Below are 12,014 nucleotides of genomic sequence, written 5' to 3'. Positions count from 1 at the left end.
AATTTAAATGAGGTTAGCATGTCTGGATTGAAAATAGTCATCATCGGGGCGGGTTCCAGCTATACCCCAGAATTGATTGAAGGGTTGATAAACCGCGCGGCTGAACTTCCTTTACGTGAACTGTGGATGGTTGATATCGAAGAAGGCCGTGAAAAAATGGCCATCATCGCTAATCTGGCTCGCCGTATGCTAAAGAAAGCAGGTTTGCAGGTAAGCGTTCATGAAACGCTTGATCGCCGTGCTGCATTGGTGGGGGCAGACTATGTTTGTTCGCAATTCCGTGCAGGTTGTCTTGATGCTCGTATCAGCGATGAGCACATCTCATTGAAATATGGCATGATTGGTCAGGAAACAAACGGGCTCGGTGGTTTTGCTAATGCCTGTCGGACTATCCCTATCGCCCTAGAGATCACCCGGGAAATGGAAACGCTCTGTCCTGACGCATGGCTTCTGAATTTCACCAATCCATCTGGTATGGTGACCGAAGCTATTTTGCGGCACAGCAACATTAAAGCCGTTGGATTATGCAACGTGCCGGTGATCATGCAAAAAGGCGTGTCTCAGTTATTGGGTAATACTTCTGATTTCATCATGCAGGTGGCAGGACTGAATCATTTCATCTTTGTCCGCCAGATCCTGCAAAACGGCAAGGATAAACTGCCTGAAGTTATTGATGAAATTCTGGCTGGCAATGACCCTTTAGTTCCTCGTAACATCCCGCCTTTTACTTGGCCTGCACATGTGCTGAAAGGGCTTGGCATGATCCCTTGTGCCTATCTCCGTTACTACTATATGAAGAATGATATTCTCCAACAGGAGATAGGTGAAGCTGACGGCGAAGGAACCCGAGGCGAGGTGGTTAAAGCACTTGAGCGCGAGCTTTTTGAAATCTATAAAAATCCAGAGCTTGCTGAGAAACCTAAGGCACTTGAAGGGCGTGGCGGACAATATTACTCAGAAGCGGCCTGTGAACTGATGAGTGCTATTCACAATGACAAGCGAATTATCATGCATGTTAATACCAGAAATAATGGAGCCATCAACGGACTCCCTAATGATTGCGCAGTGGAGGTGAGTTCTGTCATTACCCGTTCTGGGCCATTACCACTAAATGTAGCTGAATTCCCTGAAGATACTCTGCGATTGCTGCAACTCATGAAAAGCTTTGAGCGGCTCACTATCGAGGCGGCTATTACGGGGAACAGACATACGGCATGGCGAGCTTTAGTTCTTAATCCACTCATTACGAGTGGCACGTTGCTTGAAGAAGCATTGTCGGAAGTTATTGAAGAAAACAAAGTGCTTTTACCCGCATTCCGTTGCTAATTATAAAAGGCAGAGCATCTCAGGCGCTCTGCCTTTATTGTTACGAACAACATAGGGCGCGGCTGAGTTTTATATTACCGTCAATACTAGTAACGGCACAGGCCGTTACTTCATAGTATTTATTGCGGCATCGCCTCTCGCGGAATAATCGCTCCGCGATATTGGATCACGGTGCTGGCGGTTAGATGCCCGCGTTGGGCGGCTTGAACGACATCGCCACCGACTAACCGTACCGCCAAATATCCTGCGCTGAAGGAGTCACCCGCCGCGGTCGTATCCACCACTTTTTCTTTTGGCAATTTGACTGCGGGTACTTCGTGACGATCTCCATTCGTATCAAATACCAAACAAGAATCTGCTCCACGCTTAATTACGATCTCACTGACGCCTAAATCACGAGTACGGCTCACAACCTGTTCCACTGGCTGTTGCCCCCAGAGTAAATCTTCATCATCCAGCGTCAGGAAGGCGATATCGGTGCAGGCCAGAACGTCACGATAGACCTGCTGTGTTTCTTCTTTGTTTTGCCACAGGCGCGGACGGTAGTTGTTATCGAAAATCACCTTACCGCCGTTAGCGCGGCATTGGCGCAGTAAACTGAGCAGTTTCGTCCGGCTGGCTGGATTGAGGATCGCGACGCTGATGCCGCTCAGATACAGATAATCGAACTGCGCCAGTTCCGCGCACAGGCTTTCTGCTTGCGGAGCGTCCAGCCAATAACGGGCGGCGGCATCGTTGCGCCAATAGTAGAAAGTACGCTCGCCAGTATCGTCGGTTTCGATGACGTACAGCCCTGGCAATTTGTTTTCAAGTTGCTGAATCAACCCCGTTTTGACATTTTCTTGCTGCCACGCCGTGAGCATTTCTTGGCTGAAACTGTCGGTGCCGAGAGCGGTAACGTAATGGACATTCAGCGCTTGTGTCGGCACTTGGCGCGCCACATAAACAGCGGTGTTTAAGGTGTCGCCGCCAAAGCCGCGGCTGAGATCTGCGCCTTTTTGCGATAACTCAATCATGCATTCGCCGATCACGGCGAGGTTCTTGCTGGTCATGGGTGTTCCTGGCTGAATTGCTGCGAAATGCAGCTAGTCTCCAGCCAAGTTAAAGGGGAGTCAATAAAAATGAAACTGTGTTTTGATTTTTTATGATCACGATCGGGAAACGCCAAGTTTCCCATCGTCCATGAGGATTTCTATTTGGTTCCAGCACGTAGTTCGGTCACTACCTTACCACCGACACCCCAGTTATCGGTGTCTACTTCGTCGATCACAACGACAGTAGTGGCAGGATTTTTCCCCAACACATCAACCAATAATTGAGTTGCGCCTTCGATCAGCTGTTTCTTCTGCTCTGCGGTCACGCCTTCGCGAGTCACTTTGATATTGATGTAGGGCATGTTGTTATCCTTTTTGGTTTTAATCGTTATTAAATGTAGAGGTATTTACTGCATCTGCAATACGTTACAGTCGTGATCCTGAATTTCTTCCACAGAAGCCAGATTAAATCGCCATAGGTTGAGTTCCGTGGCCAACAATAGGAAATCGCCGCCCGGTAGCGCCGTCATTGCCAACCCGTAACGTCCCATTTGTTCACGTGCACCACTCACTCCATCGGCCAATAGACGAAAAGCGCCTTGCTGTTCCAGCTCAGTCGCCGTCACACGGCGTGCCAGATAATTGTGCCCCAATAAACCATCGGGCAATGGTTGCCATTGTTCGCTGAAATTATTACCCAACTGCGCCAAACGAGTTTTAACCGCAGGTTTCAGGCACGAGATATGAACATGCAACTGATTCTGGCTGCGACCGTATTCTGAGTTGATCGCTAAAGAAATATCGGCGTCGTCGATGGGTTTACCGTACTTTTTCGCCATGTAATCGCGTGCTTGCCAAGCTGAAGCAAAAAAGTTGGGGGTATCGTTGGCGAGCACCGCCGGATCTTCCATTCCGGTGATTTTTGCGGTTGGCATCAGCAGATATTGCAATGGGCCATTGCGATCTTTAAACACCACAAAACCTTCTGGTTCATCCACTTGGATACAAGGGGCGGGGTTGTGGTGCTGCTGCTGATTCGGCACACATTGTTGGCTGACGATGCGCCATAAAGCGTCTGGATGTGCAGGTTTCAGCCATAGATAGAGAACGATAGCGATGACTAGCAACAGCAGGAGACTTAAAGACAGTTTGCGGCGTAAGGTCATCATTGATATCCAGTCGATTAATTTAGTGAATAACTTACTGAAAATTCACTCGATTACAACTAGGTATAAACCGGATCAGTTGAGTGCGGTTCCCGGAGGAACCGCAGCATAAGGTTATAGCGATTGGTGGCGGGTTTCTTTCATCAATAGCAGGGCGATCAGTGTCAGCGTTGCCATTGCTGCCAAATACATGCCGACGTAGAACAGACCGTAGTGGGTCGCTAACCAAGTGGCGATATACGGGGCGACGGAGGCACCCAAAATTGAGGCCACGTTATACGAGAAGGAAGCGCCGGTATAACGCACTTCTGTTGGGAACAACTCCGGCAGCAAAGCGCCCATCGGGCCGAAGGTCAGCCCCATAATGCTCAGACCGAACAGCAGGAAGCCCATCACCAAGACCTGATTACCGGAGCCCAGCAGGGTCGGGAACAGGAAGGAAAACGCGATCATTAACAGGGTAATGGTGATCATGGTTTTACGGCGACCAAAGGCGTCAGCCAGCATACCCGCCACAGGCACCATCAGGCCGAAACCAATCACGGCGACCATTAGCATCCACAAGAAACTGTTACGTGAATAGCCCAAGCCTAGAGGTGCGGCGGTGGTGCCGTAGGTCATTGAATAAACTGTCATTAGATAAAATAGCGTGTAGGTCGCCAACATGATGAAAGTGCCAAGAATGGTGGCTTTCAGATGCTTGCTCAACAAGGTCCCCAGAGGGATTTTCACCTGTTTACCTTCTTTTGCGACCTTGGCGAACACCGGGCTTTCGTGCAAAGAGACACGCACATACAAACCGACGAGGACCAAAACGGCAGACAGAACGAAGGGTACACGCCAGCCCCATTCCATGAATTGTTGCTCGGTCAGTAGCCAAGACAGCAGCAGGAAGGAGCCATTGGCAAAGAAGAAACCGATGGGAGCACCCAATTGTGGGAACGAACCGTACAGAGCTCGTTTGTTTGCCGGGGCGTTTTCAGTTGCCAGCAGTGCCGCACCACCCCATTCACCACCCAAACCTAAACCTTGTCCGAAGCGTGCCAGCGCCAGCAAGATCGGGGCAAAAATTCCAATGGTTTCATAGCTGGGTAACAGACCGATCAGAACAGTGGAGATCCCCATAGTTAGCAGTGAGGCGACTAACGTCACCTTGCGGCCAACACGATCGCCAAAGTGGCCGAATAGCGCGGAGCCGATAGGGCGTGCAACGAAGGCGATCGCAAAGGTCGCTAGCGATTGCAACGTGGCTGCCGTGGGATCGCCCTGTGGGAAGAAGATATGCGGGAAGATCAGCACCGCCGCAGTGGCATAGATATAAAAGTCGAAGAATTCAATGGCTGTACCGACCAATGAAGCGACGATGACTTTCCCGCGAGAGTTAACCGGGGGGGACGTCTCCTCGACGTCCGGAGATGTTGCGATGGTTGCTTGCATAGTGTTTTTCTTATATTTCAACTTGTAAACCGCCATCTTAGTCAGTGCTAAATGGCTTTTCAACGACGCAACTTTGTACAATGCCGTAAGTAACTACTTAAAAAGTTTAATGTTTTAGTGATGTCTGACTCTGTGGTTTTTTACGCCGTAAAAATGAAATTTGGCAGAGTGAATAGCTGGAAAAGTGAAAAAGAAAAGTGATTAGGTAGTTTGTTATGCTGGTTTTCGATGTAATGGTGAGTATCAACTGGTTTTATATGCTGATATTTTGCAGTTAATGCAAAATAAAATGCCAGCAATAAAATTAAGGCTGGCATGATTGCACTGCGTTGGCGTTAAGAGCGTGTTGCCGGTGGCAGGGTTCTATCCTCTTTATACTGCGCGGTTGCGATCCACGCGGCACAAAACAGCGTTAAACGGGCGAAGAAATAGAAGAAGGCCATTAAGCCAATCACCGAACCAAACGCTGCACCGGAAGGGGATTTTGCCACCTGAGGTAGTGTCATGGTCATCACAAACTTGATGGCCTCAAAGCCGATTGCTGCAATCAGCGTGCCGCGCAGCAGGGCTTTCTTTTTCGGTTTGTGGCGCGGCAGCATCCAAAATATCCATAAGAACAGTAAATAGTTAGCGAAGATTGATATCGAGAGCGCGATTGATGTCATCGCTGGGCGCAACCATTCAATCCCTTCTAACCCCAAAGTATGCACGATGGCTGCCTGTGCAGAACCGGCAATTGACGTCAGCGACAGCGTAATAATCAGCGCAATGACCAGACCGGTTAGCGAGATAAAATCACGCGCGTACCGATACAAAATATTTTCCTGATCCTGCGGGTTGCGCTCCCACACGTCGCGCGACTGGGCGCGGATCGCTTCGCGCAGGTTCCCCATCCAACTGATACCAGAGTACAACGCCAGCGCCAAACCGGTTAACCCCACGGTAGTACGCTGCTGGATCGCGGTGTTGACGGTGTTTTTCAAGGTGTTCGCCAAGGTTGGATCGCTAATGCTGTTGACGATCTTGTTGATCAACTCGGCTAACAATGTCGGATGCGAAGCCAGTACAAAACCCACGGTGGCAAACGACACCATCAAAATAGGGATCAGAGACAGGAACGAGAAATAAGTGATCGCAGCACCAAACTGGCTACCGAGGCGATCGTTAAAGCGCTCGGTCGCACGTAACAAATGGGCAATGCTGGGCCAAGTTTTTATCCGCTCAATCCATCGCGAAAATATGGAAATTGTTTCTTTATCCATGAAGTCACAGGTTCCTTAATGATACATAAAGGGATTATAGCCAAATTCGGCACGGATTCTCCCCTTTTAGCGGCTGACGGGGGTTGCCAGATTGCTGATTAGTCATATTCCGAACCCGCCTATTTATGCTCCCCGTTTTTTCTCCCGGATACTGCCGATTTTTATCTATTTCACTGCTAAGAAAGCGTTTACTCATGGTGTGGCGCTGTGGTTTACAACCCATCGCGCTCGCCTCAGCCGTAGGGGTTGAGAAGGTTTCGCCTGTTAAATAGATAAAGGGAAGGACATATGAAATTACTAAACCACCCAACCTGCCGCCCGTTTACCGAAGCGGGTAATCTGTCGCAGATCTCTGCGTATTATGAAGAAGATCGGCATATTATGTGGATGCTGTTACGTGCAGAACCACGTCCTTGTTTTAACCAAGCATTAATCGACGACATCATGACCTTGGCACATGCTGCGCAAGATTCATCGCTCCAGTTTGATTTCTGGGTGACCGGCTCGCTGGTGCCCAATATGTTCAACGTGGGCGGCGATTTAAGTTTTTTCGCTGAAGCAATCAAGAGCCGTAATCGTTCGGCGATGACCGCTTATGCTCGCGCTTGTATCGACTGTGTTCACGCTGCGGCGCGAGGTTTTGATACCGGAGCGGTGAGCATTGCGATGGTCGAAGGCAGTGCGCTGGGCGGCGGGTTTGAAGCGGCGTTGGCGCACCATTTTGTCTTGGCGCAGAACAACGCACGCATGGGCTTCCCGGAGATCGCCTTCAACCTGTTCCCCGGCATGGGCGGCTATTCGCTGGTGGCGCGTAAAGCCAATATGCGTTTGGCCGAAGAGCTGATTTGGAGTGGGGAGTCGCACACGGCGGAATGGTTCGAGAGCCGTGGCTTGGTTGATCGGTTATTCCAACCCGGTGAGGCTTACACGGCGACGCGTACCTTTATCGATATCATTCGGCCCAAACTGAACGGGATGCGAGCCATGTTGCGGGCGCGCCAGCGGGTACTGCAACTGACTCGTTCCGAACTGATGGACATTACCGAAGATTGGGTGCATTCGGCCTTTACCATTGAGGAAAAAGACCGCGCCTATATTGAACGGTTGGTGATGTTACAGGATCGACATGCGGTGAATCTGCGACGCGCCGGTTAGGCAAAATATGCCCGCATCACCGTGTGACTGGTGGTTGCGGGCGATACGAATGCAGCCAGTGCTCCAACTGTGCCGGGAGCATGGGGCGCGCAAAGAGAAAGCCTTGTTTTTCATCAACGCCAATGCCATCCAAAAAAGCATTCTCACTGTCGGTTTCCACCCCTTCGGCGATCACACGGAATTGCAAGGCTTCGGCTGCCGCGACAATGGCGCGTACCAGTGACTGTGAGACTGGATTGAGATTAACACCGCGCACAAAACTTTTATCCAATTTGATGGCATCCAAGGGAATGCGTGCCAACTGTGCGAGTGATGAATAGCCAGTGCCAAAATCATCCAGATGAACCTGCGCCCCCAATTGACGCAAACGGGTGATCACGGCACGAACTCGGCTTTCATCTTCGATCAGGCTGCTTTCGGTGAGTTCGAAATCTAGCGGACAATGCGTGAGGTGATTCTCAGCCAATACGGCGATCAGATCGTTCACCACGGAATCGTCCACCAACTGCCGAGCGGAAAGGTTAACCGCCACGCGCAAGTTCAACCCTTGTTGCTGCCATTGCGCCGCTTGTCGCGCTGCGGTTTGCAGCACCCATTGGCCAAGTGGCGCGATCAAGCCAGATTCTTCTGCGTAGGAAATAAACTGCAACGGTGGGATCAGGCCGCGTTCTGGGGAATCCCAACGCACCAGCGCCTCTACGCTGTGTACTTCACCGCTGTGAGCATCGATCTTGGGTTGGTAATAGACCACCAATTGATTCTGCTCTAACCCTTTGCGCAGGTTGGTGTCCAGCCACATATATTCGGCGACGCGTTTGTTCATCTCTGGGGAGAACACGGTGAAAGTCCGTTTGCCGTGTTCTTTGGCCACGTACATGGCGGTATCGGCGTTGCGGGTTAGGCTATCAATATCGTCGCCGTGCTCTGGGCATAGCGCGATCCCAATCGAACAATTGGTATAAACCTCAATCAAACCAATGCGGAACGGGGTTTTCAGTCGCTCAATAATACGCAGTGCCAGTTCCTGCAACATGATGCGATCGGCGGCTTGAACCAACACCAGAAATTCGTCACCGCCCAAGCGAGCCAGCATTTCTCCGTGGTTCAGACAACCGAGAATAGTGTGTGAAACTTCCACTAATAAGCGGTCGCCAAACATATGACCGTAGGCGTCGTTCACCTTTTTGAAGTTATCCAGATCGAGATAAACCAGCCCGACGTGACTATCGCCCCGTTCGGCAATGGCTTGGGCTATCTGATCCTGAATCGCATTGCGATTGGGTAGACCGGTAATGACATCGGTATTCGCCAGTACCCGCAGACGTTCCTGCGCCCGTCGTTCCTCGGTGATATCGGTGCCGGAGCAGATCAGGAAGACTTCATTTTTACCGCTACCGCTGTGGACAAATTTATTGCGGAACAGGAACAGACGCTCGCCTTTCACTGTTTTGATCCAGCGTTCGACCTCATAAGAAGAGCCATTACGGAAGAAACCGGCGATATTGCGTCGTGATGCTGCGGCTTCTTCAGGGCTCATAAACATCTGAAAGACGTTTTTGCCGATCACATCCTGTTCATGTAGACCGGTGTATTCTTCGCACAGACGGTTAAAACGTTGAACGCATCCATGCTGATCGACAATCACAATCACCGAGTTAGCTTCCGACACCACCTGCTCGGCAAAGGAGAGCCCATGCACCAGATCGCGCGCGACCGCTTTGGTATCGGTATAGGCTGCCGCAGTGCCTGCCCACTCAAATTTGTTAACTCGCCGACCGACTAGGTGTAGGTGAATGGGCTCGCCGACCAATTGGATTTCGATATCGACACTGGCCGTGATGCCACTGAGACGGCGGATCTTGGCCGCCTGCATATCACTGAGCGCGACGGCGATATGCGTTTTGCCTTTGACCGCGGTGAGTTCTAGCGCATTGCTATCGAAGGTCAAACGCCAGTAAGGGCTGCGGGTACCAAAATGAGTGTGGAGGAGTGCAGGGCCTTGGTCAGCGAACATGATGAATCCTCAAAACAAGCTTCCGCAATGACGAAGCTACGATGTCAGGCCCGGTGGTAGCGGAAATTCACGTATCTCCATCATATAACACGCTTTTAGCCTGCGAGTAATGGGAGTATGAAATTATTATACAAGTAATAATAGGTTTTGCTGTGCAACTGTCGGGCGCTTGATAACCGCTGTAAGATGATAAAATAGTGTGAGGTATGATGAGTATAGCCAGCGTATTTCGGTATGGTGAACAATCCTATCGTGAGGAAATTATTTTTCATGGTAATTAATATTTCCGCTATATAAGCACCTTCTCCACAATTCATTCATATTTGGTGACTAAAACGGATCGGGGTTTTAAAAAGTTTACACTGCTTCGCATTACTTTATATTCATCGGCCTATTATTATCTCCGACGAAACGATGAGCCTGTAATAGACAGCGCTCCCAATGACAGTAATATTTAAGGAAATAATTATGCGTAAACTGACCGCTTTATTTGTTGCTTCAACTTTAGCTTTGGGTTCTGCATCTATGGCATTCGCAGCGGATACCACCGCACCAGCAACTGATGCCGCACCAATGAAAATGATGCATCACAATGGCCCAGGTAAAGGCGGCCCATTCGCAGGGCTGAACCTGACGGACCAGCAGCGCCAGCAAATGCGTGACATCATGAAAGAATCGCACCAAAACCGGGGTGCTGGTGCGAAAGAAGAACGTCAGGCGCTGCATACTATGATCGCCTCCGATAGCTTCGATGAAGCGAAAGCGAAAGCGCAAATTGATACCATCAGCAAGGCACAATCTGAGCGTATGTTGGAACGCGCTAAAGCCGAAAATAAAATGTATAACCTGCTGACCCCTGAACAGAAAAAACAATACAATGAGAATTATCAGAAACGTGAACAAAAAATGATGGACCATATGAATAAAATGAGAACTCAGAATGAGACTGCTCAATAATTAATATTCATTCGGTAAAAATAAAAAGGGCCAGCTCTGCGTGAACTGGCCCTTTTGCTTACCTCACGCCCGTCAATTAACGGGTTTCCCTGGTGAGGCGTGTGGGGACGAAATTATTCGACCGCACGAGTAATTGTGTGGAATTGTTCAACCACCACTTGGGCAAACTGCGGATCGTTAATGTGGTAAGGCACTTTGAGTAGTTGCCGTTGTGGTGTTTGTTGCAGGGTGCGTTCTAGTGATCGGGTAAAAGCCACCAAGGCAGTTGGGTCCCAGAACGGTTGTCCTGGCGCATCGAGAGCAGAAACACCGCCTTCAGGAATAACGAAGCGGATTTCGCCGGAGCAGGTGTTTAGCTTCTCGCCAATCCAGCGTCCCATATGGGCATTTTCTTCCGCCGTGGTGCGCATTAACGTCACTTGCGTGTTGTGATTGTAGAAATGCCGATCGGCATAGCGCGCCGGAATAGTTTTAGGATGACCAAAGTTAATCATATCCAATGCGCCACAAGACATAACGCAGGGAATTGCAGTACGAGCGATGGCACCAAAGCGATCTTCACCGCAGGCTAATGCGCCGTCAAACAAGTAATCGCACACTTCGGTAGTGGTCAGATCTAGCACGGCGTTCAACAGGTGACTGTCGATCAGTTTCTCCATCGCTTGACCACCACTGCCGGTCGCATGGAACACCAAGCAATCCCATTGATCTTCAATCGCCGTCGTGACGGCTTTGATGCAGGGCGTGGTGACACCAAACATGGTTAAACCGGTCGCGGGTTTACTGCCCGTCTGTTCGTCGGTCTGAAATCGCACGGCCCCCGCAATCTGATGAGCCGCATTACCGAGCACCTTGCGCGAGATACGATTCAAGCCGGCAATATCGGTGACGGAATACAGCATACTGATATCACTGGCGCCGATATAACCTGAAACATCACCGGCGGCCATGCTGGAAACCATCAGTTTTGGTAGGCCGATGGGTAATTGTTGCATGGCTGGGGTGATCATCGCTGTACCACCGGAGCCGCCCATACCGAGCAGTGCGGCAACGTTGTTGCGAGAAAGCATAAAGCGTTCGAAGGCGACGGCCATTGCCGCAATGGCTTGACCGCGATTGCGGCACAATACACGGTCTGCACCGTCCGGATGATAACCAGCGACTTCCGTCGCTGGTATATCGGCTAGATATTGCGCTGGGACGTTATGTGTGGAAAGATCGACAGTGATGGTGGGTAAACCGAGGTTGTCGATCAGTCCACGAACATATTCCAGTTCTTGTCCTTTAGTATCTGCTGTGGTAGCAATATAGACAAAAGCTGGGGTTGGATTCATCGTCTGTTCCTGAAAAAAGGTTCGGACAAATGTCCGAACAATTGTTTTTGATGATAACTTTTATTTTAGGTTTGAAACCCTGGTGTTGGTGAATCAGATACAGCCGATGAATTTATATACATAATGAGACGGCAGTATCATTTATGCAAGCATAATTTTCTCTTAATTGAGAAGTCACTCGCATTTTAGCGTTTTATGCGGGCTTTTATGCTGCCGGCGCACTCCGTGGATTTCAATTTATAACTAGAAAATCCAACGAGATAGAGAAATAATTCTGCCGGTTACGTTTTTTTTCATGTCTGTTCCGGGGCTGGGTGACATGAGGATGT

The 12,014-nt window shown here is 49.9% G+C and carries 10 protein-coding genes; 3 read left to right on the top strand and 7 right to left on the bottom strand.

Features of this window, described 5'->3' with window-relative positions:
- Positions 1–18: 18 nt before the first annotated feature.
- Positions 19–1,326: a 6-phospho-beta-glucosidase gene (locus AC3ISQ_RS20880; protein WP_489349611.1), complete on the top strand. Its 1,308-nt coding sequence runs from the start codon at positions 19–21 to the stop codon at positions 1,324–1,326.
- A 119-nt stretch (positions 1,327–1,445) separates the two neighbouring features.
- Here AC3ISQ_RS20880 and kdgK read toward each other — a convergent pair whose 3' ends face one another.
- From kdgK to yhjD, 5 genes are all read right to left on the bottom strand, one after another.
- On the bottom strand, positions 1,446–2,378 hold the full coding sequence (kdgK, locus tag AC3ISQ_RS20875) for a 2-dehydro-3-deoxygluconokinase (RefSeq protein ID WP_489349609.1): 933 nt from the start codon (positions 2,376–2,378) through the stop codon (positions 1,446–1,448).
- 140 nt (positions 2,379–2,518) lie between these two features.
- Positions 2,519–2,722: a 2-hydroxymuconate tautomerase family protein gene (locus AC3ISQ_RS20870; RefSeq protein ID WP_489349607.1), complete on the bottom strand. Its 204-nt coding sequence runs from the start codon at positions 2,720–2,722 to the stop codon at positions 2,519–2,521.
- Positions 2,723–2,767: 45 nt separating this feature from the next.
- Positions 2,768–3,526 carry a CDP-diacylglycerol diphosphatase gene (locus AC3ISQ_RS20865; RefSeq protein WP_489353420.1) on the bottom strand — a complete coding sequence of 253 codons (759 nt, stop codon included), beginning with the start codon at positions 3,524–3,526 and terminating at the stop codon, positions 2,768–2,770.
- Positions 3,527–3,640: 114 nt separating this feature from the next.
- Entirely contained in the window at positions 3,641–4,963 is a 1,323-nt protein-coding gene (locus tag AC3ISQ_RS20860; protein ID WP_489349606.1) for an MFS transporter, read from the bottom strand.
- 335 nt (positions 4,964–5,298) lie between these two features.
- Positions 5,299–6,225: an inner membrane protein YhjD gene (yhjD, locus tag AC3ISQ_RS20855; protein ID WP_489349604.1), complete on the bottom strand. Its 927-nt coding sequence runs from the start codon at positions 6,223–6,225 to the stop codon at positions 5,299–5,301.
- A 288-nt stretch (positions 6,226–6,513) separates the two neighbouring features.
- On the opposite strand from yhjD, the gene AC3ISQ_RS20850 reads away from it, so the two are divergent.
- A complete protein-coding gene (locus AC3ISQ_RS20850) occupies positions 6,514–7,380 on the top strand; it encodes a crotonase/enoyl-CoA hydratase family protein (RefSeq protein ID WP_489349602.1) in 867 nt (288 codons plus the stop codon).
- Between the two features lie 16 nt (positions 7,381–7,396).
- Here the strand turns inward: AC3ISQ_RS20850 and pdeR are convergent, their stop codons facing one another.
- The gene (gene pdeR, locus AC3ISQ_RS20845; RefSeq protein ID WP_489349600.1) at positions 7,397–9,394 is read right to left on the bottom strand and encodes a cyclic di-GMP phosphodiesterase; all 1,998 of its coding nucleotides are present in this window, start codon (positions 9,392–9,394) and stop codon (positions 7,397–7,399) included.
- A 468-nt stretch (positions 9,395–9,862) separates the two neighbouring features.
- On the opposite strand from pdeR, the gene spy reads away from it, so the two are divergent.
- The gene (spy, locus tag AC3ISQ_RS20840; RefSeq protein WP_489349598.1) at positions 9,863–10,351 is read left to right on the top strand and encodes an ATP-independent periplasmic protein-refolding chaperone Spy; all 489 of its coding nucleotides are present in this window, start codon (positions 9,863–9,865) and stop codon (positions 10,349–10,351) included.
- Positions 10,352–10,464: 113 nt separating this feature from the next.
- Here spy and AC3ISQ_RS20835 read toward each other — a convergent pair whose 3' ends face one another.
- A complete protein-coding gene (locus tag AC3ISQ_RS20835) occupies positions 10,465–11,685 on the bottom strand; it encodes a Tm-1-like ATP-binding domain-containing protein (RefSeq protein ID WP_489349596.1) in 1,221 nt (406 codons plus the stop codon).
- Positions 11,686–12,014: the final 329 nt, after the last annotated feature.

This window comes from Serratia sp. KH_031 (assembly GCF_057839655.1).
The sequence above is the reverse complement of the archived record's forward strand: the minus strand, read 5'-3'. Positions and strand labels throughout refer to the sequence as shown.

Excerpts from the sequence above, each read along its gene's own strand:
- AC3ISQ_RS20880 (WP_489349611.1), top strand. The coding sequence starts at position 19 with ATGTCTGGATTGAAAATAGTCATCATCGGGGCGGGTTCCAGCTATACC.
- pdeR (WP_489349600.1), bottom strand. The coding sequence starts at position 9,394 with ATGTTCGCTGACCAAGGCCCTGCACTCCTCCACACTCATTTTGGTACC.
- AC3ISQ_RS20850 (WP_489349602.1), top strand. The coding sequence starts at position 6,514 with ATGAAATTACTAAACCACCCAACCTGCCGCCCGTTTACCGAAGCGGGT.
- AC3ISQ_RS20835 (WP_489349596.1), bottom strand. The coding sequence starts at position 11,685 with ATGAATCCAACCCCAGCTTTTGTCTATATTGCTACCACAGCAGATACT.
- AC3ISQ_RS20870 (WP_489349607.1), bottom strand. The coding sequence starts at position 2,722 with ATGCCCTACATCAATATCAAAGTGACTCGCGAAGGCGTGACCGCAGAG.
- kdgK (WP_489349609.1), bottom strand. The coding sequence starts at position 2,378 with ATGACCAGCAAGAACCTCGCCGTGATCGGCGAATGCATGATTGAGTTA.
- yhjD (WP_489349604.1), bottom strand. The coding sequence starts at position 6,225 with ATGGATAAAGAAACAATTTCCATATTTTCGCGATGGATTGAGCGGATA.
- AC3ISQ_RS20860 (WP_489349606.1), bottom strand. The coding sequence starts at position 4,963 with ATGCAAGCAACCATCGCAACATCTCCGGACGTCGAGGAGACGTCCCCC.
- spy (WP_489349598.1), top strand. The coding sequence starts at position 9,863 with ATGCGTAAACTGACCGCTTTATTTGTTGCTTCAACTTTAGCTTTGGGT.
- AC3ISQ_RS20865 (WP_489353420.1), bottom strand. The coding sequence starts at position 3,526 with ATGACCTTACGCCGCAAACTGTCTTTAAGTCTCCTGCTGTTGCTAGTC.